The 23,673-nt window shown below is 63.8% G+C and carries 19 protein-coding genes and 1 pseudogene; 10 read left to right on the top strand and 10 right to left on the bottom strand.

Translation table 11 applies throughout. The features are described from left to right. The first annotated feature begins 2 nt into the window (after positions 1–2). The 5 genes and pseudogenes from J4G43_RS38260 to J4G43_RS38240 all read left to right on the top strand — a co-directional run bounded on the left by J4G43_RS38260 (position 3) and on the right by J4G43_RS38240 (position 4,882). Positions 3–1,103 (top strand): LLM class flavin-dependent oxidoreductase, encoded by a 1,101-nt coding sequence (locus J4G43_RS38260; protein WP_208088086.1) that lies wholly within the window; start codon positions 3–5, stop codon positions 1,101–1,103. Then, positions 1,100–2,037: pseudogene (locus J4G43_RS38255) on the top strand (ABC transporter substrate-binding protein). The gene J4G43_RS38260 and the pseudogene J4G43_RS38255 overlap by 4 nt, the downstream one beginning before the upstream one ends. A 365-nt stretch (positions 2,038–2,402) precedes the next feature. Then, complete coding sequence (locus J4G43_RS38250) at positions 2,403–3,245, top strand: CmcJ/NvfI family oxidoreductase (protein WP_208088085.1); 843 nt, start codon at positions 2,403–2,405, stop codon at positions 3,243–3,245. A 102-nt stretch (positions 3,246–3,347) separates the two neighbouring features. Next, positions 3,348–3,662, top strand: coding sequence for a septal ring lytic transglycosylase RlpA family protein (locus J4G43_RS38245; protein ID WP_208088084.1), 315 nt, complete (start codon positions 3,348–3,350; stop codon positions 3,660–3,662). Positions 3,663–3,712: 50 nt separating this feature from the next. After that, positions 3,713–4,882: a Gfo/Idh/MocA family protein gene (locus J4G43_RS38240; protein ID WP_028154373.1), complete on the top strand. Its 1,170-nt coding sequence runs from the start codon at positions 3,713–3,715 to the stop codon at positions 4,880–4,882. 204 nt (positions 4,883–5,086) lie between these two features. Here the strand turns inward: J4G43_RS38240 and J4G43_RS38235 are convergent, their stop codons facing one another. Together J4G43_RS38235 and J4G43_RS38230 are read right to left on the bottom strand one after the other, a co-directional pair. Beyond that, positions 5,087–6,397, bottom strand: coding sequence for an ABC transporter substrate-binding protein (locus J4G43_RS38235; protein ID WP_208088083.1), 1,311 nt, complete (start codon positions 6,395–6,397; stop codon positions 5,087–5,089). A 161-nt stretch (positions 6,398–6,558) separates the two neighbouring features. After that, positions 6,559–7,113 carry a methyltransferase gene (locus J4G43_RS38230; protein ID WP_208088082.1) on the bottom strand — a complete coding sequence of 185 codons (555 nt, stop codon included), beginning with the start codon at positions 7,111–7,113 and terminating at the stop codon, positions 6,559–6,561. 119 nt (positions 7,114–7,232) lie between these two features. Here J4G43_RS38230 and istA point away from each other — a divergent pair, with 119 nt between their 5' ends. Next, positions 7,233–8,990, top strand: a complete 1,758-nt coding sequence (istA, locus tag J4G43_RS38225; protein ID WP_100214066.1) for an IS21-like element IS1631 family transposase — start codon at positions 7,233–7,235, stop codon at positions 8,988–8,990. 4 nt (positions 8,991–8,994) lie between these two features. Beyond that, positions 8,995–9,762, top strand: coding sequence for an IS21-like element IS1631 family helper ATPase IstB (istB, locus tag J4G43_RS38220; RefSeq protein WP_038952109.1), 768 nt, complete (start codon positions 8,995–8,997; stop codon positions 9,760–9,762). Here istB and J4G43_RS38215 read toward each other — a convergent pair. The 7 genes from J4G43_RS38215 to J4G43_RS38185 all read right to left on the bottom strand — a co-directional run bounded on the left by J4G43_RS38215 (position 9,716) and on the right by J4G43_RS38185 (position 17,784). Beyond that, the gene (locus tag J4G43_RS38215) at positions 9,716–10,324 is read right to left on the bottom strand and encodes a methyltransferase family protein (RefSeq protein WP_208088081.1); all 609 of its coding nucleotides are present in this window, start codon (positions 10,322–10,324) and stop codon (positions 9,716–9,718) included. The two genes, istB and J4G43_RS38215, sit on opposite strands and share 47 nt — an antisense overlap. Positions 10,325–10,510: 186 nt before the next feature. Next, positions 10,511–11,746: an ABC transporter substrate-binding protein gene (locus J4G43_RS38210; protein ID WP_208088080.1), complete on the bottom strand. Its 1,236-nt coding sequence runs from the start codon at positions 11,744–11,746 to the stop codon at positions 10,511–10,513. A gap of 40 nt (positions 11,747–11,786) precedes the next feature. Further along, positions 11,787–13,265, bottom strand: a complete 1,479-nt coding sequence (locus tag J4G43_RS38205) for an ATP-binding cassette domain-containing protein (protein ID WP_208088079.1) — start codon at positions 13,263–13,265, stop codon at positions 11,787–11,789. Then, positions 13,265–14,191: a branched-chain amino acid ABC transporter permease gene (locus J4G43_RS38200; RefSeq protein WP_014493139.1), complete on the bottom strand. Its 927-nt coding sequence runs from the start codon at positions 14,189–14,191 to the stop codon at positions 13,265–13,267. The genes J4G43_RS38205 and J4G43_RS38200 overlap by 1 nt, the downstream gene beginning before the upstream one ends. A 1-nt stretch (position 14,192) precedes the next feature. Then, a complete protein-coding gene (locus J4G43_RS38195) occupies positions 14,193–15,068 on the bottom strand; it encodes a branched-chain amino acid ABC transporter permease (RefSeq protein ID WP_063981675.1) in 876 nt (291 codons plus the stop codon). A 102-nt stretch (positions 15,069–15,170) separates the two neighbouring features. Then, positions 15,171–16,385: an ABC transporter substrate-binding protein gene (locus J4G43_RS38190; RefSeq protein ID WP_049826257.1), complete on the bottom strand. Its 1,215-nt coding sequence runs from the start codon at positions 16,383–16,385 to the stop codon at positions 15,171–15,173. 298 nt (positions 16,386–16,683) lie between these two features. Then, complete coding sequence (locus J4G43_RS38185; protein WP_208088077.1) at positions 16,684–17,784, bottom strand: NAD(P)/FAD-dependent oxidoreductase; 1,101 nt, start codon at positions 17,782–17,784, stop codon at positions 16,684–16,686. Positions 17,785–18,009: 225 nt separating this feature from the next. Between J4G43_RS38185 and J4G43_RS38180 the strand changes: the two genes are divergently transcribed. After that, a complete protein-coding gene (locus tag J4G43_RS38180) occupies positions 18,010–19,899 on the top strand; it encodes a peroxidase family protein (RefSeq protein ID WP_208088076.1) in 1,890 nt (629 codons plus the stop codon). Positions 19,900–19,986: 87 nt separating this feature from the next. Here J4G43_RS38180 and J4G43_RS38175 read toward each other — a convergent pair whose 3' ends face one another. Then, positions 19,987–21,204, bottom strand: a complete 1,218-nt coding sequence (locus J4G43_RS38175; protein ID WP_208088075.1) for an SMP-30/gluconolactonase/LRE family protein — start codon at positions 21,202–21,204, stop codon at positions 19,987–19,989. A 305-nt stretch (positions 21,205–21,509) separates the two neighbouring features. Between J4G43_RS38175 and J4G43_RS38170 the strand changes: the two genes are divergently transcribed. Both J4G43_RS38170 and J4G43_RS38165 read left to right on the top strand, forming a co-directional pair. Beyond that, on the top strand, positions 21,510–21,755 hold the full coding sequence (locus tag J4G43_RS38170; RefSeq protein WP_208088074.1) for a hypothetical protein: 246 nt from the start codon (positions 21,510–21,512) through the stop codon (positions 21,753–21,755). A gap of 490 nt (positions 21,756–22,245) precedes the next feature. Beyond that, a complete protein-coding gene (locus J4G43_RS38165; protein WP_208088073.1) occupies positions 22,246–23,577 on the top strand; it encodes a hypothetical protein in 1,332 nt (443 codons plus the stop codon). Positions 23,578–23,673: the final 96 nt, after the last annotated feature.

Here is a 23,673-nt window from a genome sequence, read left to right as displayed (position 1 = left end):
TCATGTCGATCGAGTTCATCGGCTTCATCAGCAACAACAATTCGTCCGAGACCGTCGTCCGCGAGGGGCCGGTCCTCAACCCCACCCATATCGAGACGGTGGCCAAGGCGCACGAAAATGCCGGCTTCGACCGCGCCCTGCTGGCGTTTCATTCGACGACGCCGGATGCGCTCCAGATCGCCCAGCACGTGCTGGGCGTCACCGACCGCCTCAATGTGCTGATCGCGCAGCGGCCGGGCTTCACTGCGCCGACGCTGCTGGCGCGCCAGTTCGCCGTGCTCGACCAGTTTTCCCGCGGCCGCGTCGCGCTGCATGTCATCACCGGCGGCAATGCGACCGAGCTTCGGCAGGATGGCAACACGCTCGACGACAAGGACGAGCGCTACGCCCGCACCTCCGAGTTCCTCGACGTCCTCAAGCTGGAATGGACCAGCGACAAGCCGTTCACCTACAAAGGCAGGTACTACCAGGTCGAGAATGCGTTCTCGCAGGTGAAGCCGTATCGCCCCGAGGGCATCCGGACTTATTTCGGCGGCGCTTCGGATGCGGCGATCGAGGTCGCCGGCAAGCATGCCGACACCTTTGCGCTGTGGGGTGAATCCTATGCCCAGGTGCGCGACGTCACCTCCCGCGTCCACAACGCGGCGGTTCGTCAGGGACGGCCGACGCCGCGTTTCAGCCTCTCGGTGCGGCCGATCATTGCCCCGACCGAGAAGCAGGCTTGGGAGAAGGCGGAAGAGATTCTGGCACGCGCCACCGCGCTCCAGGACAAGACCGGCTACCGCAAGCCCGCCGACGGCCATGCCACGGCCGGCGCGCGGCGCCTGCTCGCGCTCGCCGACCAGGGCAGCCGCATTGACAAGCGGCTCTGGACCGAGATCGCAAAGCTCACCGGCGCCAACAGCAACACCACCGCGCTGGTCGGTACGCCCGAGCAAGTCGCCGAAGTGTTCGGCGACTATTACGATCTCGGTATCAGCCACTTCCTGATCCGCGGCTTCGATCCCCTGATCGACGCCATCGAATATGGCCGCGAGCTGATCCCGCTGACGCGCGAGCTGGTCGCCAAGCGCCAGGCTGTTCGCGGCGAGGCGGCGGAATGATCCGCCTCATGCTGGCCGGTGCGCTGCTGTTCGGCTCGTTGGAGCTCGCGGCGGCGCAAACCACCTTGCGCGTTGGCGACCAGAAGGGCAATTCGCAGGCCGTGATGGAAGCGGCGGGCGTGCTCAAGGACGTGCTTACAAGATCGAGTGGAAGGAGTTTCCGGCGGCGGCACCGCTGCTGGAAGCGCTCAGCGCCGGCGCGATCGAGACCGGTATCGTGGGCGATGCACCCTTCACCTTCGCCGCCGCCTCCGGCGCGCCGGTGAAGGCGATCGCCGCGATCCGTCAGACCCGCGAGGGACTCGCGATCCTCGTGCCCGAGAATTCGCCGATCAGGAGTTTTGCCGATCTGCGCGGCAAGAAGATCGCGACGGGGCGCGGCTCGATCGGCCATCAATTGATCCTCGCTGCGCTCGAGAAGAACGGCTGGGCTGCGTCCGACGTGCAGATCGCGTTCCTGGCGCCGTCCGATGCCAAGATCGCCTACACGCAAGGCTCGGTCGATGCGTGGTCGACGTGGGAGCCCTATGTCAGCCAGGAAGAGGTGCTGTTCAAATCGCGCCGCGTCATCACCTCTGAGGGCCTGACGCCGGGGCTGAGCTTCCAGGTCGCACGGCCCGACGCGATCCGCGACAAGCGCGCGGAGCTGACGGACTTCATCCGGCGCCTCACGGCGGCGCGGGCGTGGTCGCTGAGCAACGTCGACAGCTATGCCGCGACCTGGGGCAAGCTGATGAACATCCCGACGGCCGTGCCGCAGAACTGGCTGTCGCGCGCAAAGATCCGCATCGCGCCGATCAACGACGGCGTGATCGCGGACGAGCAGAGCACGATCGACCTCTATTTCCGCTGGGGCCTGATCAAGCAGAAGCTCGATGCGGCCGAGATCGTGGATCGCTCGTTTGCGGACGCGATTGCGAAGGCGGGGCTGTAGTGCGCGCTTTCCCTCTCCCCTTGTGGGAGAGGGTGGTGGGAGAGGGTGGCTCGCCGCGTAGCGGCGAGACGGGTGAGGGGTCTCTCTCCGCGTACCACCTCTCGCGATGGAGCTCGCGGATAGATACCCCTCATCCGGCGCTTCGCGCCACCTTCTCCCACAAGGGGAGAAGGAAGAACGCTCTCACGGGCGCTTCAAGGGATCGTGAGAAAAGGAGGACGTTTCCAGCGCAATCGCCTTCCTCGAAACATTCCTTCTGCATTTCGAACTGACGACAACACCCTCATTGCTATTTGCACCGCCTCCCTTGCACCGCGCCGCATCCCCGCAAAAATCATTCAGACGACCACATCGGGAGACCGGCCATGGGCCTGCAAGAAACAAAAATCGAATCGCTTCCCTTCGTCACTGCTGAACTCAACTACCTCGCGCCGGTTTCCGGCAAGCCGCGCACCTATGCTTTCGAGCCGCCGCCCGGCGAGCCCAAGAGCACGTCGTTGCCGGAGCCGCATCAGGTCCCGATCTTCGACGCGCGCCTGATCGCGGACAATTTCTCGCTCGATCGCGAGGGCTTTGCGCTGGTGCGTCACCCGACGCAGGTGAAGGATTTTTACAACGACGAGGAAATACGGGCGGTCTATTATCCCGCCGTCGAGGCCTTTTTGCGGGCGACGCTGAAGGCTGATCGCGTCTTCATTTTCGATCACACCGTGCGTAGGCGCGTCGACGGCGCCGCGGACATTCGTGACGGCGGCCCGCGCCAGCCTGCGACCCGCGTCCACGTCGACCAGACCGCCATCTCCGGCGCCAACCGCGTGCGCGAGCATCTGCCCGACGAAGCCGACGCGCTGTTGAAAGGGCGGGTGCAGGTGATCAACCTGTGGCGGCCGATCCGCGGACCCTTGCGCGATTCACCGCTGGCGATGGCCGACGGCAGGACGATCGCGCCCGACGATCTCGTCGCCTCCGATCTGATCTATCCCAATCGCCGCGGCGAGACCTATTCGGTGAAATACAATCCGAACCACCGCTGGTTCTATTTTCCGGAGATGACGCCGGACGAGGCGCTGCTGCTCAAGTGCTATGATTCCGCAGACGGCCGGACCCGGTTCGGACCGCATACGGCCTTCGTCGATCCGACCACGCCGGCCGACGCGGCGCCGCGCGAAAGCATCGAGGTCCGCACGCTGGTGTTCCATAAACAGTAACAATGTGTGATGGCACTGCCGGGCGCGCCCGGCAGTGTTCCTGGAACTTACCGGAACAAATCGACGTTTGCAGCGCCGGGCAGGGCAACCGGGAGCGGTGCCGTGCGAACGCAGACGACGCTTATCTTCAGTCTGGCCACTTTTTCGCTTTCTGCATTTTCTGTCGCGCAAGCCGAAAGCGGGCTTGCCTCATACTACGGTTACGGAAAAGCCGGTAAGGGCGGCGAACTGACCTGCGCTCACCGCACGCGCGCGTTCGGCAGCGTGCTGACGGTGTCCTACGGTGGCCGGTCGATTCAGTGCCGCGTCAATGATCGCGGCCCGTTTATCCGCGGCCGGATCGTCGATCTCTCGGTGCCGGCGGCCAAAGCGCTCGGCATGATGAGCGCCGGCGTGGTGCGGGTCTCGGTGGAATAGGCTGGCCGTCGCGCTATAGTGCCGCCCAACGCAAGGCTAAGGGGGGTGCTATGGCCAGGATTCGGGTGGGGCTTGTCGGCTGCGGCTTCGTGTCGGAGCTGCACATGTATGCGTTCCGCCGCGTCTATGGTGTGGATGTCGAGGTCGCGGCGGTCGCGGCGCGCGGCGATCATGTCGTTGAATTCGCCGGCCGCCACGGGATTCCGCGGGTCTATCGCAGCTTCGCCGAACTGATCGCGGACCGCGAGCTCGATGTCATCGACATCTGCACCCCGCCCAATCTCCATGCCGACATGATCGTCGCCAGCATGCAGGCCGGCAAGCACGTGATCTGCGAAAAGCCGTTCGCCGGCTATTTCGGCCGGGCAGGCGACGCGCAGCCGATCGGCAAGCATGTACCGAAGGCGCTGATGTATGAGCGGGTGCTGGAGGAGATGGACGCGACCCGCGCCGCAATCGAGCGCACCGGAAAGCTTTTCATGTATGCGGAGGATTGGATCTACGCGCCCGCGGTGACCAAGACCGCGGAGATCATCAGGGCGACCAAAGACAAGATCCTGTTCATGAAGGGCGAGGAGAGTCATTCCGGCTCGCACGCCGCGCATGCCGCGCAATGGGCGATGACCGGCGGCGGCTCGCTGATCCGCATGGGCTGCCATCCGCTCTCGGCCGTGCTTTATCTCAAGCAGGTGGAGGCCAAGGCGCGCGGCGAAACCATCCGCGTCGCCAGCGTCACCGGCGATGTCGGCAACGTCACGGCCGTCCTGAAGCCCGAGGAGCGCACCTACATCAAGGCCAATCCGGTCGATGTCGAAGATTGGGGCACGCTGACGGCGACCTTCTCCGACGGCACCAAGGCGACCGTGTTTTCCGGCGACATGATCATGGGCGGCGTCCGCAATCTGATCGAGACCTACACCTCGGGCGGTTCGCTGTTCGCCAACATCACCCCGAACACGCATCTGATGAGCTACCAGACCAGCGAGGAGAAGCTCGCCAGCGTCTACATCACCGAGAAGGTCGACCGCAAAACCGGCTGGCAATATGTCTGCCTCGAGGAGGAGTGGACGCGCGGGTACTTGCAGGAGATCCAGGACTTCATGGAATGCGCGGCGAGCGGACGGCAGCCGCTGTCGGACCTCGCGCTGGCGTATGAGACGATCAAGGTGAACTACGCGGGCTACTGGGCCGCGGAGGAGGGACGGCGGGTGGTGTTGTAGGGCCGCTGAAGAGACCGCAGGCACGCTGCCATCCCTTCTCCCCTTGTGGGAGAAGGTGGCGCGGAGCGCCGGATGAGGGGTCTCTCTCCGCGAGTTCGAACGTAAGAGATTTGCTTGCGGAGATAACCCCTCACCCGCCTCGCCGTTACGCGGCGAGCCACCCTCTCCTACAAGGGGAGAGGGGAAGAGACCGTCCGCATCACCTCACGCCCCGTAGGTCGAACCCTTCGGCAGCGGAAACACCGGGTCCTGCGTGCGGATGTTCGTCGGCCACACCACCGAGATGCGCTCGCCGGCGTTCTGCATCACGACCGGCGTCGAGCGTTCGTTCTGGCCGGACAGCGGCGTGCCCGGCGGGAAGAATTTGACGCCGTAGCCCTGGATGGTGCCGCCGGCGGGAATGTCGACGTCGAGCGCGGCCTTGCGGATGGCCTCGGGATCGAAGCTGCCGTATTTCTCCTTGGCGACCGGCAGCACGTTGTTGAGCAGCACCCAGGTCTGGTTGAAGCCCATCGAGCAATGCGGCGGCACTTCGGTTGCACCGGTCTTGGCCTTGTAGCGCGTGACCATGGCGTTGGTCAGATCGCCGATGCCCGGCGCGAGCTTTGCGGGATCGAGCAATTGCGCGGGGACCGGATCGATGTTGCAGAAATTGTCGATGTCGGCGCCGAAGGTGGCGCGCAGCTTGTCGAGCTGGCTGTAGCCGGCGCCGGCGCCGAACAGCATCTTGAAGCGCAATCCGCTCTCGCGCGCCTGGCGCAGGAACAGGGTGATGTCGGGGTTGTAACCGGCATGCGAGATCACGTCGGCCTTGGCGCGCTTGATTTTCGTAACGAGCACCGAGAGGTCGGGCGCCGAGGCGGAGTAGCCCTCGCGCAGCACCACCTGGATGCCGGCCTGCTTGGCGTAGGCCTCGTCGGCCGCCGCGACGCCGACGCCATACGGGCCGTCCTCGTGGATCAGCGCGACCTTGACGTCCTTCGGATCCATACCGAGCTTGCCTTGCGCATGCTCGGCGAGGAAGCTCGCGAAGGCCTGGCCATACTGGTCGGAATGGATCTGCGCGCGAAACACGTATTGCAGATTCTTGTCCTTGAACACGGCGGTCGAGACCGCGGTCGTGATCCAGAGGATCTTCTTCTGCTGCTCGACCTTGGCCGCGAGCGGCACCGCATGCGAGCTCGCATAGACGCCGTTGATGATGTCGATCTTCTCCTGACTGATCAGGCGTTCGGCCTCGTTGATCGCAACGTCGGGTTTGCTCTGGGAATCCGCGGCGACCGGAGCAATCTTGGTCTTGCCGCCGACACCGCCTTTTTCGTTGACGAGATCGATCGCGATCTGCGCGCCGATTGACGAGGCGACCGAGCCGCCCGCCGCGAACGGGCCGGTGAGGTCGTAGATCAGGCCGATGCGCAAATTCTCGGCTTGCGCCTGGGCCCGGGTCCAATCGAGGCTGAGTGCGGCGGCGGCAGCCGCCGAGCTCTTCAGCAACTGCCTGCGTGATGTCGGCATCCTATCCTCCCTCAAAACCCGTCTGTTGATTGGTCTTGTTATTTTTTTACGAATTATGGGGAGCGGGACGATGGAAAGTCAACATGGCGAAAGGTCGATAGGCGGGGCATGGCGCAGAACGCAACTGCGAAGACGGACTGCATCGAGCGATCTGCCCGATCTCAGTTCGTGTCGGAGCGCATGGCCTCGAATACCGCAAAGCCTGCACCGTCGAGCAACGGCACTACCCTCGCCAATCGGAATCCGGCCTGCTCCAGCAGGGATCGATATTCGGCGTCGGTGCGCTCCATGCCGGAGACATTGACCAGCATCTCCATGTCGATATGGAGTACGCGCATGGCGTCGCGATGATCTGGCTCGATCCGTCGTTCGATCAGCAGAACCCGAGCATGTCCTGACATTGCCGCGCGAACATTTTGCAGGATCGCCAGCGATTGATCGTCGTCCCAGTCATGGATGATCTGCTTCAGGATGTAGGCGTCTGCGTCTGCCGGAATGGCTTCGAAGAAGCTCCCGCCGATGATCTCACATCGGTTCCTGCCTCCAATCGCCTCCAGAGAAGCACCGGCTACGACATCGGGAAGGTCGAACAGCACGCCTTGCATGGTCGGGTGATCGGCCAGAATCGTTGTGAGCGTGAAGCCATGTCCGCCGCCTACGTCGACGATGCGGCTTATCCCGTGAAAATCGTAGTGCTTGAGCAGCGCGCTGGCCAACCGGGCGGAGCTCCCCGTGGGTCGGTCAAAATCCCCCGGGTATGGTCACTTGAAACTCCCCCACCTGATGATCGCCGTCAGCGCCGCTGAACAGCAGTAGCCGGTCAGGCAGGACGTTTATGTTCGACCCCTTTAGCCAGCAAGGGGCCGGGGAGTTGAACGTCTTGAAGCGACATCTGCAAAGCACCGTACTTACATTACTTGATCGCAACACCAGCCAGCGCGAGATTCACCGGCTGACGGGTGTCGATCGCAAGACGATCCGGCGTTATCAGGCGCTGCGGGCCGGTGCGGAGGCAAATTCCCCCGGGGAAGTGACCACCGGCTCGGTGAGCGCGGACGGCCAAATTCCTCCACCCCGACCACCGGCTTTTGGGACATCGGAAGCGACGGTCACCAGCAGCCTGGCCCGTTCGGCTTGCGAAGCGCATCGGACGTGGATCGAAGAACAGGTCCGGCTGAAGCGGAACGCGCAGGCGATTTACCAGGACCTGGTTGATCAATTTGGCTTTCCGTCCAGCTACCAGAGTGTCAAGCGGTTTGTGCGCCGGTTGCGGCACGCTGATCCTGAGCAGTTTGATCGTCTTGAGTTCCTCCCCGGCGAGGAAGCTCAGGTCGACTATGGCGAGGGCGCGCCGACGGTTGATCCGAAGAGCGGGCGGTACCGTCGTCCCCGCCTGTTCGTGATGACGCTACGCTACTCGCGGCGCAGCTTCCGGCGGGTAGTCTGGAAGTCCAGCCAACAAGTCTGGGCGCAGCTCCACGAAGAGGCGTTCCGGTATTTTGGCGGGGTCCCCAGCTATGTCGTGCTCGACAACCTGAAGGAAGGCGTCCTCAAGCCGGATTTGTACGAGCCCCAGCTCAACCCGATTTACAGCGCGATGCTGGCTCATTACGCCGTGGTCGCCGATCCCGCGCGCGTGGCCGATCCAAATCGGAAAGGATGCGTCGAGAATGCGATTCAACATACCCAGGGCACTGCGCTGGCCGGACGGCGCTTCGAGACGCTGGAGGCGCAAAACGAGTTCTTGAGGCACTGGGAGGAGAACTGGGCTTCCAAACGCATCCACGGCAGCACGCGCCGTCAGGTCGAGGCGATGTTCCAGGAAGAGAAGCCGCACCTGCGGCCGCTGCCTGTCGCTCCCTTCCGCATCTTCACCGAAGTCGTCCGGACTGTCTGCGACGACACCACCGTACGCGTCGACAACAGCTATTACGCCGCGCGGCCCGCGCCGATCGGCAGCCAGGTCGTCGTGCGCATCTACACCACCACGATCGAGATCCGTGATCGCCACACCCGTGCGCTGCTGCGTGTTCATTCCCGGATGGCGCACCCCGGTTCTGTCGTCCTGCCGACCAGCGAACGGCCGTTCAACCCGTCGCGGCAAACCGCCGTGCTGCTGGCGAGCGCCGAGCGCATCGGACCGCAGACCAGGGCCTTGTGCCAGCAGGTGTTCGACACCGAAGGGCGCCCCGGACAGCGCGCGATGTGGGGCATTGTCGGGCTGGGCCGGAAGTATCCGGCGCGGCTGGTCGAGCAGGCCTGCGCGCACGCCATCGACAACCGCATCTACCGCTACAAGCACGTGCGTGCGACCGTCGAGCGGTTGTTCGAACAGGCGATCGAGCAGGTTGGAGTGACGCCACAGCCGGCATCGCCGCTCACCCAGGATCATCCGCTGATCCGTACCCCCGCGGAATACGGCGACCTCTTCAGCCGCGCTGTGCGGCGCGACGCCGACGACAATGGTCGGCAGGCCGAGGCTCACGACGATCACGCCACGGCAATCCGCGCTCGTGTCGCCTGCGCAACCCCGGCCAACTCCGGCGCCACGAGCGCTCCCGCTGCACCTTCTCACCTTAAACTGGAGACCTAGCCACATGATGACCATGCCGGAAATTGAGCGTTGCCTACGACAGCTGCGCCTGTCGGGTGTCCGCGACACGCTGCAGACGCGCGTGCTCCAGGCGCAGGGCGCCAACCAGCCCTTCCTCGAGACCTTCTCCCTTATCCTGCAGGATGAACTGGACCGTCGTCAGTCCCGTCTTATCGAGCGGCGATACCAGCAATCCGGGCTCGACGAAAAGCTGACGCTCGCCGAGTTCGACTGGTCCTTCAATCCCAAACTGCCACGTCAGACCTGCTTCCAGCTCCACACCCTGGCGTTCATTGCCGCTGGCGAGAACGCTCTGCTTGTTGGCAAACCTGGCACCGGGAAGTCGCACATCGCCAAGGCGATTGCCTATCAGGCGATCCTGCAAAGCCACAAGGTCCAGTATCTTGAGACCGACGACTTCTTCCACCGCTACGCCCTGAACTCTCCGGCACAACGCGAGGTCCGGCTGCGAACCATCATCGACTGCGATCTCCTCGTGCTGGACGATCTATTCCTCGCACGCGCCATCCCCGACGACGCCGGCACTTTGCTGCAGACCCTGATCCATCAGCGTTACAAACTGCGCCGCAGCGTCATCGTCACCTCCAATCGCGTCGTGCAGGATTGGGGGGCATACCTTGGGGACAACACTATGAGCACGACGATCCTCGATCGCCTTATGCATCATTGCCATCTGCTTGAGTTCGACGGACGCAGCTATCGGCTCAAAGAAGCCGCTGAAGCTCTTGCCCGGGAAACAAACTCAAACTAACAGTCCCTTGTCCTGCCTCGCGGGTGGAGGAATTTGACTGACCACACCCGGAGGAATTTGAAGTGACCCGCGGGGAGCTGGTTGTCATCGTCGCGTTGAAAATCGCAGATAGCTCGGCGTCCTCGCGCAAATAGTCGAAGACCCCGGTCCCGTGTGCGTGATCGAAGGCATGCTGGCCGGTCTGTACAGAGTGCAGAAGATGGCTCCAGGATTGCCAGTGCGACTCGCTCAGCCATAGCCGCACCACCGGACAGATCGAAGCCGGGATATCGGCGCGGAGGGTAGACCCAAGCGGTGTCAGCGCAAACTGCTTCGGAGACGTCTCGTCGAGCAGGCCGGCACCGGCCAGGAAGCGAAGCAGCCGGTAAAGGGTCGGAGCATGGCTTCCGGTCGTTGTCGCGAGATCGTCGCAATGGCGCGGGCCTGCCGCCAGGTGATCCGGAATGCCAAGCTCGACGGCAACGCGCAGGGCCTGCGAAATGCGGTACCCACCGATCAGCCTGAATATCTGGGCAAAATCTTGAGGTGCGGGAGCTTGTCCGGGAGAGATGCCTGCGTCCATCTGAGATGCTCCGCTTCATCACCGGTGGGGTACATGGCGGAGGTTGCGGCAAAACGTCAACGTGACCCAAGGTCGCTACGGGCCGGTCGCGGCGCAGCATGCTTGCTGAAGGACAAAGAGTCTTGAAGGCAAAGAAAAGCCCACCGCTCGCGAATGAGCGGTGGGCCTGATGCCGGGACGAGCCGGTTACTGCGACAGCTTCACGAAGCTCGGAAACTTCAGCTTGCCTTCCGCGATCTTCTCGGGCCAGACCACGACCTGCTTGCTGTCCTGCCACTGAAAGACGAGGCCGGACACGGTCGTAGGACCGGACTTGATGCCGTGGGTGAACTCGTCGTCCTTGCCGTAGAACTGGATGCGGCCGATCGTGCCCTCGTAGTCGGTCTTCTCCAGTTCAGCGACCATCTTGTCGGGATCGGTCGAGCCTGCGCGCTTGATCGCTTCGGTGATGAAGTAGACCTCGTCATAGGCGGTGTAGCCGGTATAGGCCGGCGGCGTGCCGAACTTGGCCTTGAACGCGGCCGCGAACGGTTTTGTCTTGGCGGTCACGGCAACATCGGGCGTTGCCACTGCCAGCGACGGCACGCCGTCTGCGGCGCCATTGGTGTCCTTCCAGAAGGTCGGGCTCAGCGCCTGCGCGCTGATGCCGAACATCGGGATCGGCACCTGCTGGTTCTTCCACTGCACCGTCGGCTGCACGCCGACATGCGAGATCCCGGTCACGATCACGTCAGGCTTTTTTCCCTCGATGTTGTTGAAGATCGGCGTGAAGTCGGTGGTATCGGGCGAGAAGCGCACATGCTCCACGACCTTCAGGCCCGCCTTGGGCAGGCAGGCCTCGTAGCCGACGTCGAGCGGCTTGGTCCAGGCCGCGTCCTCGCTCATGATCGCGACGGTCTTGATCTTGAGCTTGTCGACCAGGAGATCCTTGGCGGCGTCGCAGACGAGCTGGGCTTGCGCGGCCGAAGTCAGATAGCCGTGGAAGGTGTACTTGTTCTTCTCGTAGTCGTTGTGGATCGCCTTGGTGATCTCGTTCGAGGCGGCGCCGGGTGTGATCAGCGGCATTTTCAGCCGCGCCGCCCAGGGCTCGAGCGCGAGAACGACTTCGGAGATATAGCTCGCGATCACGGCGGAGACCTTGTCCTCGCTCACCGCGCGCTGGAAGGCTCGCACCGAGTCGGCCGACGAGCTCTTGTTGTCATAGGTGACGATCTCGACCTTGCGGCCGAGAATGCCGCCCTTGGCGTTGATCTCGTCGGCAGCGATCTGCGCGCCGCCCGGGGTCGCAGCGCCCGCGATCGACTGCACCTCGGCGATGACACCGATCTTGATCGGATCGTTCGACTGCGCGTAGGCGGGGGCGGCGAGGCACAGCGCCAGCGCGGAGGTGAGGAGGCTGCTGCCGAGGATTGAAGGTCGCATAGTCGTTTCCCTTTCTATGTTTTTATTGATGTTGACGGACTTAAAGAAAATCGGCGCCGGCTTCGCTCGCGAAGCGGCCGGGATCGCCCTCCCAGACGATGCGGGCGTGCTCCAGCACATAGACGCGGTCGGCATGCGGCAGCGCGAAGGTGACGTTCTGCTCGCCGAGCAGCACCGTGATCGCGGTGGTCTGCCGCAGCTTCGTGAGCGCCTTGGACAATTGCTCGAGGATGACGGGAGCGAGACCCAGCGTCGGCTCGTCCAGGATCAGGATCTGCGGCTGCATCATCAACGCGCGGCCGATCGCGAGCATCTGCTGCTCGCCGCCGGAGAGCGTTTGTGCCATCTGGCCCTGGCGCTCCTTCAGGATCGGGAACAGCTCGAACAGCCAGGCGAGCTGCGCGGCGCGCTTGTCGTCGGAGAGATGCTGGCCGCGGAGATCGAGGTTTTCGCGCACGCTCATCTCGCCGAACAGCTCGCGGGATTCCGGGCATTGCACGAGCCCGCTGCGCGCGATCTTCGCCGGGCTCGTGCCGCGCAGTCTGTCGCCGCCGCGCACGATCTCGCCGCTATAGGGCAGGAAGCCGGAGATGGTGTTGAACAGCGTGGTCTTGCCGGCGCCGTTGAGGCCGACGACGGAGACGAACTCGCCCTCGTGGACGTGGATCGAGACGTTCTCCAGCGCCTGCGCCTTGCCGTAGAATACGCTGACATTCTCGACCTGGAGCAGCGGCACCTTGTCCTTGAAGCTGGTCTCGGGCCGCGCATGGGTCTCGATGGCGCCGCCGAGATAGACCCGGCGCACCGTCTCGTTCTTCATAACGTCGTCGGCCTTGCCGGTGACGATCTCCTCGCCGAGATACATCGCGAGCACGCGGTCGACCAGCGCGGCGACGCTCTTGACGTTGTGGTCGACCAGCATCACGGCGCGGCCCTCGTCGCGAAAGCTGCGGATCAGGTCGGAGAAGACGTCGACCTCCGCCCGCGTCAGCCCGGCAAAGGGTTCGTCCACCAGCACGACCTTCGGGTCACGCGCGATCGCTTTCGCAAGCTCCAGCCGGCGCAGATCGGCGAAGGGCAGCGTCGGCGGTCGGCGGTTCATCACGCTGCCCAACCCGACGCGGTCGGCGATCCATTTGGCGCGCTCGACCAGCGCCTTGTCCGGGAACAGCATGAACAGGCTGTCCGGCAGCAGCGCGACCATGATGTTCTCCAGCACCGTCTGCCGGTTGAGCGGCCGCGAGTGCTGGAACACCATGCCAAAGCCTTTGCGTGCGATCTTGTGCGCGGGCAGGCCGGCGACGTTCTCGCCCTCGAAGATGACTTCGCCCGATGTCGGGCGTTCGATGCCCATCACGCTCTTCATCGCGGTCGACTTGCCGGAGCCGTTCGGCCCGATCAGGCCAAAAATCTCGCCGGCGTTGACCTCGAAGCCGAGGTTCTTCACCGCCGTCAAACCACCAAACCGTTTTGTCAGGCCGCGGACGTCGAGCACGGGCCGGTTTGCGATCATATCCATCACGAGCGCGCCTCACGCGAGAGGGCCGCTCCGAGGAAGCCGCCGGGGAAGAACAGCACGACGAGCAGCGCAACCGCCGAGACGATGAAGGTCGCGAGCTCGCCGGTCGGCCTTAAGAATTCACCGGCGACGATCAGGAAGATCGCGCCGAGCGCCGCGCCAAGCACGGTGCGCCGGCCGCCGAGCACGGCCGAGACGATCACGTTCACGCCGACCGCGACGTCCACGACGGTGCCGACCGAGGCGGTGCCGAAATAGAACACCAGCAGTGCTCCGGATAAGCCAGAGAAGAACGCGCTGACGATGAAGGCGGCGAGCTTGTGCTTGACGATGTTGAAGCCGAGCGCGCCGGCCTGCACCGGATCCTGGCCGCTGGCCTGGAGCACGAGGCCAATCGGCGATTGCGACAGGCCGTAGAGGATCGCCGCCGAGATCGTCATGAAGCCGAGCGCGATCCAGTAATTGGCGCCGGCGTTGATGGTGATGACGTCGGGGATGGTCAGGCCGATCTCGCCGCCGGTGAGATCGGCGAACACCACGATGAAATTCTGCAACATCAACACCGCGACCAGCGTGGTCAGCCCGAAATACGGTCCGCGGACCCGGAGCGCGGGCAACGCTAGCACGAGGCCAGCGATGACGGAGGCCAGCGCCCCCAGCACGATGCAGAGATAAACCGACCAGCCGAACTGGGCGTTGAGAATGCCGGCGGTGTAGGCGCCGACGCCGATGAGGAAAGTGGGCCCGAAATTGACCTCGCCCGCGAAACCGAACAGCAGGTCCCAGGCCATCGCGAACACGCCGAAATAGAACGCGACGGTGAGCAGGCCGAGCACGTAGCCGGAGACGTAAAGCGGCAGCGTCGCCGCGATGATGACGAGCGCGACCGAGATGAAGAACAGGCGGGAGGTGAAGAAGGTGGACATCTCAGCGCCTCCCCAGAAGGCCCTGGGGCCGGATATACATCACGAACACGAGCAGCAGCAGCGCCGGAATGGTGCGGTAGGCCGGCGAGACCAGATAGGCCGTCAGCGTCTCGAGATAACCGACCACGAAGGCCGCGATCAGCGAGCCGGAGACGCTGCCGAGTCCGCCGAGCACCACGATCGAGAACGCGCTCGCGGTCAGCGGTCCGACGCTGTAGGAGCTGACGCCCAGGAACATCCCGAGCAGCACGCCGGCGATGCCGGCGAGGATGCCGTAGATTCCCCACACCACGATGTAGATGTTGGTGAGCTCGAGGCCGAGTAGCGTCACGCCGCGCGGGTTCATCGACGCCGCCAGCACCGCCTTGCCGGTGCGGGTGCGGTTCACGAGCAGCCACAGCAGTGCGATGACGAGGCAGCACACGATGGCTGTGAAGATCTCGTTCTTCGGTGTGCGGACGCCGAGGATCTCGACGACGCCCTCGACGATCGGCAGCACGGTCTTGGCGTTGTTGGTGAAGAAATAGGCGATCAGCTCCTGGATCATGATGCCCCAGAGCAGCGTTCCCGTGAGGACGAAGATCTCCTTCTCCTCGTTGGGAATGCGCCGGGAGTCCTGAATGGGCTTCACCACCGCGAAATAGGTCGCAAAGGCGGTGAGGAGGGCGACGGCGACCCCGATCAACGCACCGGCATAGGTGCCGACGTTGAGGATGCTGGCAGCGGCCCAGGCCGCCACCGCTGCGGCCACCATGATGGCACCGTGGGAGAGGTTGAGCACGCCGGAGACGCCGAAGATCAGGGTGAAGCCGGTGGCACCGAGAGCGTAGAGAGCGCTGATGGCAAAGCCATCGATCAATATCTGGAAAGCTCGCATCTATGATTGGCCGGGTGGCAGCCGAGCTGCCGCTTTGAGGAAAGGTGCTGCGGAGAGCCGCATGTGGAAGCTCCCGGGAGGTGGTCCCGGGAGCATGTCCTGCTAGTTGCTGAGCTTGATGAAGCTCGGGAACTTGACGTCGACCTTGGCGACGTCCTTGGGCCAGACCGCGCTCTGCTTGCCGTCCTGCCATTGCAGCATCAGCCCGGTGATCAGGCCCTTGCCATATTTGATCGAGTGGGTGAACGGATCGTCCTTGCCGTAGAACTGGACGCGACCGATCGTGCCTTCCCAGTCGGTCTTCTCGAGCGCGGCGACGAGTTTGTCGGCGTCGCTCGAGCCGGCGCGCTTCACCGCGTCGGCGATGTAGTAGACCTCGTCATAGGCGGTGTAGCCGGCATAGGAGGGATAATTGCCGAACTTCTTCTTGAAGTTCTCCGCGAACGGCACCGATTTCGGCGTCACCGCGACGCCGGGCCCGGAGACGCCCTGATAGAGCACGCCTTCGGCCGCCTGGTTGGTGTCCTTGCCGAAGGTCTCGTTGGTTGCCTGCGAGGAGATGCCGAACATCGGGATCGGCACCTGCTGGTTCTTCCACTGCACCGTCGGCTGCACGCCCACATGGGAGATGCCGGTGATGATCACATCGGGCTTGGAGCCCTCGATCTTGTTGAAGATCGGCGTGAAGTCGGTCGTATCGGGCGAGAAGCGGATGTGGTCGAGCACCTTCAGCCCGATCTTGGGCAGGCATTCCTCGTAGCCGATGTCGAGCGGCTTGGTCCAGGCGGCGTCCTCGCTCATGATGACCGCGGTCTTCATGTGCATCCTGTCGACGAGCAGGTCCTTGGCGCCGTCGCAGACCGAGAGCGCCAGCGCGGCGGAGGTCAGATAGCCGTGGAAGGTGTACTTGTTCTTCTCGTAATCAGCGTGGACGCTCTTGCTGATCTCGTTGGAGGCGGCGCCCGGCGTAACGAACGGCGTCTTCAGCCGCGAGGCCCAGGGTTCCAGCGCCAGCACGACCTCGCTGATATAGCTGGCGATGACCGCGTTGACCTTGTCCTCGTTCACCGCGCGCTGGAACGCACGCACTGAATCGGCCGACGAAGAGTGATTGTCGTAAGAGATGATCTCGATCTTGCGGCCGTCGACGCCGCCATTGGCGTTGATCTCGTCGGCGGCAAGCTGCGCCGCCTGTGGAATGGAGGCGCCGGCGATCGCCTGCGCTTCCGCGATCACGCCGATTTTGAGGGGATCGGCTGCAAGTGCCGCGCCTGACGCTGCCATCATCGCGCCTGTTGCGGCCGCACCGAGCGCCATTCGCAATGCAACAGAGAGTCGTTTTTTCATGTTGTTCTCTCCCTTTGAACAGGCCTCTTGTGAGCCATTATGTCGCAACTATAACGGCGACGGCATTCTCGGCAAGTGAAACCGCGTTCAGGGCTGGTAGAGACGGACTAAAGTCTAGCGCTGCGCAAATTGCGGGCAGGATAGGTGCGAGACACTCATGACGCGCGCAGGCATGCAGATTCTGCCGGCGGGCATGCGTGAGCGTCGAAGCCTTGGAGTCGAAGCCTTGGAGCGGGCGGTAGCCTACAAGACGAGCAGCGATGCCGGTTCAGCGCGCTTGCAGCAGTGATGGATCGAGCGGCCTCAATCGGGCCGGATCGAATGGCGACAAGTCTACACGCGTCGCATCCTTGGCGATCAGCTGCGCCAGCGCTTCGCCGGTGGCGGGCGCATTGAGGATGCCCCAGACATTGTGCCCGGTCGCAACATAGAGGCCTTCGCTCTGCGGCACCTTGCCGATCAACGGCAAGCCGTCCTCAGTCACCGGTCGGAAGCAGGCCTGCTGCGCGATGATCTTTTCGGGACGAAACAATGGCGACAGCCGTTCACACATGATTTGCAGGCGCGCGATCGCATCGACGTCTGGCGTCACGGCTGCCGGATCGAGCGGCAGCGGCGCGATGTCAGAGAGTGCGGTGATATGCGTGCTGCCATCGGCGCGTGGAAAGACCTCGATCGACACGGCGCTGCCGTCCTCGTCATACTCCAGGAACAACGCATCGGCCGGCACGTTGGGGCCGAGATCGTACACGATGCTCGGGCTGCGCTGGCCATAGACAGCGGGCAGGCGCATCCATTGCGCGGCGAGCAGCGACCATGGCCCCATCGCGATCACGACGGCATCCGCCTCAACGAGGCTGCCTTCGACCTCGACACCCTTCGCGGTCGTGCCATTCGCATCGCGCACGATGCCCGTGATGCGGCCGACGCGAAGCTCGGCGCCTTGCGCGACTGCCGCGTTCATCATGGCCGACGTAAATTTGCGGGGATGAACGATCGCAGTCGTCTCAGTCGTACCGATGCGCTGCGCGATGACGACGCCGTTGGCGAGCCAGCCGAGCGCGGATGGTGCATTCCGGCGCGGATCGCCGTCGGACGCAACAAAGCCGCTATACGCGGTCATCGGGCGATAGCCCCAATCGCCCGCGATCTCCTGCGCCAGCTGCGCGTGAAGCGCAAAGCTCCGCCGCGCGAGTGCGTCGAGCGGCGAGCCGGCGCACCAGTCACGCGCCAGAAAGCCGCCGGCCTTGCCGGAGGCGGCGGCCGCGACCTCGGTCCGTTCGACCACGATGACCTCGATGCCGTGGCGCCGGAGAAACAAGGCGGTGCAGGCCCCGATCACGCCGCCGCCGCAGATGATGACGCGCATGGCTTGTTCCTTGGATAGTGCTGCGCTGATGTGCGCAACATCGCCTGTTCGGCACGATCGTTCAGGCGAAGATTGCCGCTTCGCCGCTAGAGGTGCAATTCTGTCGTATATCGAATGTCGTCACTCAACGATCATGCGAGCGTCATAAAGAATCACAAAAGCGTCATGCCGCAAGCCGCCAATGGAGCAGGCGCTGGGGCGAACACTCTACGGGGAGGGTAAACCATGGCGCTCAGATTCCGCAGCATCGACGGCTCCAACAACAATCGTGCGGATCCCACCTTGAACCAGGCCGACACCGACTTTGCTCGGCTGGGGCCGGCAAATTTCGTCGATGGGGTCAATGAAATGACGCCAGGTCCGAATCCGCGCGAGATCAGCAACATTGTCGTGGCGCAGACGGATATTGGCGATGGCGAGGAAGGCCCGCATCTGGTGGATGACGCCGGCGTCGCGCTGTCAGGCATGATGTATGCGTGGGGCCAGTTCATCGATCACGATCTGGATCTGCAGAAGGAGGGCACAGGCACGGATGATATCTCGATCAAGGTCCCGGCTGATGATGAGTTTCTGCCGCCCGGCAGCATGATCGCGTTGACGCGGGTGGCGATCGATCCTGCGACGGGGGGCACCGGGCATCCGGCAGCCGCGATCAATACGGTGACGGGTTGGCTGGACGGATCGCAGATCTACGGTTCCGACGCCGCCACCGCAGCGAGCCTGCGAACGGCCGACGGCCATATGAAGGTGTCGGCGGGAGACAATCTCCCGATCGTCGAGACCGAGCACGGCAACGTCTTTGCGGCCGGTGACGTCCGGGCGCAGGAGAATCCCGACCTGACCGCCTTGCAAGTCTTGTTTGTGCGCGAGCACAATTACCAGGTCGATCGACTGCACGAGGACCATCCGAACTGGAGCGGCGACAAGCTATACGAGACGGCCAAGGCCATCACCACGGCCGAGATGGTCAACATCACCTACAACGAGTTCCTGCCGCATCTGTTGGGCGAGGACGCCATCAAGCCGTACCAAGGCTATGACCGCACGGCGGACGCGCGGATCACCGAAGAGTTTGCCGGTGCGGCCTTTCGCTTCGGTCATTCCATCGTCTCCGACGAGATCAGTGCGACCAGCAATCTGGGTGCCTTTACGTCGGAGCAGACGCTGGCGCAATCGTTCTTCGAAGACACGGCGACTTTCAAGGCGACTGGTGCGGATGGCCTGCTGCGGCATCTGTCGGGGGACCTGGCCAACCCGCTGGACGCTCACATTGTCGATGGCTTGCGAAACCTCCTGTTCGATCCTCCGGACGGCATGGATCTGGCAGCGATCAATATCCAACGCGGCCATGATCTTGGGCTGGGTACACTGAACCAAACCCGGGAGGCGCTGGGGCTTGCGCCTTACACCAGCTTCGATCAGTTCAGCTCTGATCCGGCGACGGCAGCAGCGTTCGAGAAAGCCTATGGTTCGATCGATGCCGTCGATTTGTGGGCCGGCGGATTGGCTGAGGATCATGCGCCAGGAGCCGTCATCGGGCCCACCTTCGGCATAATCATCGCCGACCAGTTCGCCGCTTTGCGCGACGGCGATCGCTACTACTTCGAGAACCAGGGCTTCGATAAGCAGACCCTAAATGAGATAAAGAACACCACGCTGTCGGACCTCATTCTGCGCGACACCGATACCACTGCGATGCAGAGCGATGCCTTCGTCGCCACCGAGCGGCACAGCGGCACGCTGGGCGGCGTAGACCCGACCGGAGAAAAGGCTGCAGCAGGCATGGCGCAGCTTGTGGTCGGATCTCCCGGCAGGGATACCCTGACCGGCGGAGATCTGGATGACACGCTGGTCGCCGCGGCCGGCCGCATGACCATGACCGGAGGTGCCGGTGCCGACACATTCGAATTCGACCTTGGTCATCTCGCAGGTAAGCACAACACCGCGGTCATCACCGACTTCGATCCCAAACAGGACAAACTGCAATTTTCGAACGACGTTCACGTCACGAAATCATCTGACCATCATGGCGGAACGCTGTTGCAGGTCGGCTCCGAGACCATCGACCTGCTGGGCGTAAAGCCGCATGAGATGCATCTTCACGAATGGGGATAATGCTGGGTCGCTTCAAACGAGCAATACAGCATCATTCGGCGCCGGCGGGGCACGCCGGCGCCGTGTCGTGATCCTGCTCGTCCCGCGTCAGCCTGGGCCGGCGCCTTGCGTCGCCGTGTACACCGCGTAGAGCGACTGGCTCGCGGCCATGAACAGGCGGTTGCGCTTGGGGCCGCCGAAGCAGACGTTGCCGCACACTTCCGGCAGGCGGATGCGGCCGAGCAGCTTGCCCGCCGGCGACCACACCGTCACACCGCTATAGCCGACGGCGCGCCCGGCGTTGCTGGAGGACCAGACATTGCCGTTGACGTCGCAGCGCAGGCCGTCGGGCCCGCACTTCACCCCGTCGATCACGCAGTCGCTGAACTTCTTCGCGTTGGAGAGCTTGTTGTCGGCGCCGACGTCGAACACGAAGATCTCGCCCTTGCCGCCGGGCCCGGTGTCGCCCGGTCCCTTGCCGGTCGAGGCGACGTAGAGCTTCTTGTAGTCCGGTGAGAAGCACAGGCCGTTGGGATCGGGCACCTGCTCCTCGGTGACGACGAGGTCGATGCGGCCACTTGGATCGATGCGATAGCAGTTGGTGGGCAGCTCGCGCTTGCCCGGCACGAAGCCGGCCGGCTGTCCGATCCGCGGATTGAGCTTGCCGCCTGCATTGCTCGGGCCGCCGGCGACGTCGGGTTCGCCTTCATAGAGCTGGCCGCCATAGGGCGGGTCGGTGAACCAGTAGCTGCCGTCGGGATGCGCGGCGACGTCGTTCGGCGAGTTCAGGCGCTTGCCCTGATAGGAGTCCGCGAGCACCGTGGCCGTGCCGTCATGTTCGTACCGCGTCACCCGTCGGGTCAGATGTTCGCAGGAAAGCTGCCGGCCCTGGAAGTCGAACGAGTTGCCGTTGGAATTGTTGGAGGGTGCGCGGAACACGCTGACGCGGCCGTCGTCCTCGGTCCAGCGCATCTGCCGGTTGTTGGGGATGTCGCTCCAGAGGAGATACCGGCCCTGCGCGCTCCAGGCCGGGCCCTCGGCCCACAACAAGCCGGTGTAGAGGCGCTTGATCGCGGTGTTGGGCTGCGCCAGATCGTCGAAGGACGGATCGACGGTGATGATGTCGGGGTCCGAGAAATAAGTCGTCGGCGCGCCGTTGGGGCCGAAATCGCGCGGCGGGGTGGTGATCGTCGTTGGCGGGGCGGCAGGTCCGGTCTGGGCCAGCGCGGGGCCGGCTACGGTCGCCGCAGCGCCGAGCGCAAGTCCCCGCACGAGTGTTCGTCGTGAAAGCGCAGCATCCTGGTCACGCTGCTCTGGGCGTTTCATCGCGTCCTCCCGGTTATGTTCGGCTGGCCGGTTGATCCGGCCGAGCGGGCGGAGGTTAGTCCGGTCCGCGGCCGGTTGCGAGGGGCAGGTACGCATCCTCCGCGCGATGGCAGGCTTGGGAAGGCTGGAACGCGGCGGCATTGCGGCGAGGCGAGGGCAGAAGCGGCAATTGGTCCCGGTCTCGTCGTTCGGGGCCTGTCGTCGGGCTTTGCGCGGTCAACCGGTGCGGTTTTTAGGACCTGTCAAGCCTTGACCTCACGCGCGATGATGGCAGAACGTTTCCGGGGTATCAGCCGGAGTTCATTGTGTTAGCCGTTGTCGCACTGGTCATTGCGCTCGCCATCGCGTTCGCCGCCGGCTATTTCACCCGCGATCTCGCCTCCCGCAAACGACGCGCGGAGGCGCGCCGCTGGCGCGAATATACCGAGCCGGGCTGGCTCCGCGCCGCCGCACCCGCCAACACCAACGAGGCCGCCCCCGTCGCCACCGGCGAGCTCGGCCAGATGCTGGACCGTTGGGAAAGCCGGGCGCGCGCCCGCCGAGTGGGATAGAGGCCAGATTGCCTGACGGCCGATCAGTCTGTCCCGAGTGGCTCGGAGCGCAGAGGCGTGTCTGCGCATCGAGTCCACCTCCCAGACGTCCTTGAACGCCACGACGCCGGCTTGCCGATATTCCGTCACCAGGCGGTTGCACGTGTTGTTGACGACCGGAGCGGGCGCCACGACCGGCGCCGGGGCGGCCGCAACGACGGTCGTTGTTGCCGGACGCTGAAGCAGATCGTCTCCCTCACGACCGGTGCCGGCACAAAAACCGGCTGCCTCACGACGACCGGCGTCGGATATAGACCGGGGGCGACGCGGGCCATCATGTTGCCAAAGCGGGCAGCCGGCGAAAGCGCGCGTGCAGTGCCACCTCGCGCGACATGCGGCGATTTGCTCGTGCAATTCGCCCAGGTTGTGTGAACCAGTTAACACACCTGATGCCGCATTGCGCCTAGTTCTGGTTCGACTGGATTCACCGGCAGGCGCAAAGGAGGCCGTCATGAGAGCGGCAGGGGTTGTCGTCGTTCTGGCCATGATCGCGGGCTCGTCGTGCCAGGCCGATGAGTGTCAGAGCTTTTCGGCGAGTACAATGAAGGCGAATGGCACGGTTGCCGCGGCCAAGTGGCGAGTCGACTATCCGCCGGTGCGCCCCAATCCCAACGATCCGCAGCCTTGGGAATCGGTCGATTTTCGCACCAAGCCGGCTGACTACATGAATGCCGTGCTCAACACCGCGAAGACGTCCTTCAAGATCGCGGATCGCAGGCTCGTCGGCACCGGTCAGGAGGAGTGGTGGATCTCGCAATGGCTCGACTACGGAAACTCCGGGCGCGAGCCGTTGATGGGGCTGACCAAGGAACGTGGCCCCGATCCCGGCGATCTGTCCAAGACCAACACACGAGGTTCCCAGGTCTGGGCGGTCGGCTTCTACAACAAGCCGGGAGCAGCAGTGTTCGGGGAGGTCTTCGCCGAGCCCTGCAATCCGTCCTTCCCGGTCGCGATGAAATTTCCGAATGACACTGTCTCCGTCAAATTTCTGTTCACCGATGCCTCACCCGACGAAGTCGCCTACCTCCAGGGCGCACCGGAATACGACGCCTTTATCGACAATTTGGGCGCTGGCTCCGGCGGTCAGGATCCCAGCACCCGCACGATCCGGTCGGTGCGCCTGCTTCAGGTCGATATTTCAGTGAAGGATTCAGCGAAGACTGGCCGGTCGCTGGACACCGGATGGGTGTTCGGGACGTTTGTCTGGCGCGGCCCGGCGAAGGGCGACGCGCTGTTCGACAATCTCGTGCCGGTATCGCTGCAATGGGGCAACGACCCCGGTGTCTACGACGGCGCGATCCGTGAGAGCTGGATCAATCCCGATTTGCGGAACGTGACCTATGGCTGGGACCAGCGTCTCACCATGGGCTTCATGGGGCGCGCCAACGGACCTGCCGACAATATCCGCTCATCCTGCCTGTCGTGCCACTCAGCGGCGCGCACGCCGCGCGCCTCGATCGGGCTGCTCGACAATCGCTTCAACATGGACGACGTCGCCAATCCTGCGAAGGTAAAGGCCCACATCGACACCTGGTTCCAGAACATCAAGGGCAGCCAGCTCTTCCAGCCGTCCGAGCCGGCTGCATCGACGCTCGACTATTCGCTCCAGCTCGAGGCGGCGGCGTTCCGAATTTGCCTCGCCTGCCAGGCCGGCGATCTTCGCGGTCCGACGCCCACCTTGTGTCGCAGCAGCGGTTTCTACAATCGGCCGGTCTGCAACGCGCCTCTGGAAGCGAGCGTCCGCAAGCGGTTGCTCGACCTCGTGCCGCCGCCCCGGCAATAGCCGGGGAAACCAGGTCAATCGTTCTGACCATCTTTTGGCGTTGCGGTTGCAACCATTTCTCGTCTAGAAACAGCGCATCGAGCCTCCCGGCAACCA

Source organism: Bradyrhizobium barranii subsp. barranii (assembly GCF_017565645.3).
GTDB lineage: Bacteria > Pseudomonadota > Alphaproteobacteria > Rhizobiales > Xanthobacteraceae > Bradyrhizobium > Bradyrhizobium barranii.
This window is presented reverse-complemented; position numbering and strand designations above follow the sequence as displayed.